The sequence below is a fragment of the Frankia sp. CeCAU1 genome, assembly GCF_977971845.1.
Window position 1 is genome coordinate 746 of record NZ_CDWWXA010000154.1, and the last position, 619, is coordinate 1,364.

1 protein-coding gene is annotated in these 619 nt (G+C 73.3%); it reads right to left on the reverse strand.

The genetic code is table 11. From position 1 onward, the window contains the following. Nucleotides 1-173: 173 nt before the first annotated feature. On the reverse strand, nucleotides 174-578 hold the full coding sequence (locus AC08OO_RS20195) for a hypothetical protein (RefSeq protein ID WP_476618908.1): 405 nt from the start codon (nucleotides 576-578) through the stop codon (nucleotides 174-176). Between the last annotated feature and the right edge of the window lie 41 nt (nucleotides 579-619).

The following is a 619-nucleotide window of genomic DNA, read 5'->3' on the forward strand; positions in this document are numbered from 1 at the left end:
GTCGATGACGTTCTCGACCACGACCGCCCGGTAGGGCCGGCCGCGTAGGATGCCGGCTTCGACGAACCGGACGACGTCCCACATGGTGGCCCGGGACCGTTCCGCGGCCGGATCCGGCCTGCCGGTGTCGTACAGGTCCATCTGTGCTGTCGGGCGGCGCGCGCCTTTCAGGCTCACGCCGCCTCCCCACCGAACAGGGCGCCCTGGTTCTCGCAGCAGTCGCAGACGGGCCGGTCACCCGGGTGGGTGCCGGCGGGGACATTCACCGGCCGGGCGCAGTCCCGGCAGGGCCGGGTTGTGGTGGGTGAAATGGCGGCGACGGCAGCGGTCAGGCCCCGGTCGAGGAAGACCCGCGACGGGCAGGCGCTGCTGCCACGTCGGCGGTAGCGGAACCCGCAGGCCTGGCACGTCGTGCCCTCGTCGCCGTCGGGCTGGTGGCGGGCGTCGATGATCTGCCGGTGGTTGATGCTGAGCGGGCGGGCGGCGCGCACCGCGTCGACGATCAGAACGTCCAGGGCGCCAGGCGCTGCCGGCGGGATGGTGGAGACGGTGCGCGCATGGGCGCGGGGTGCGGTCATGATGGGTGTGTCCCTTCTGAGGGGAGGGCAGACGGGCCGGG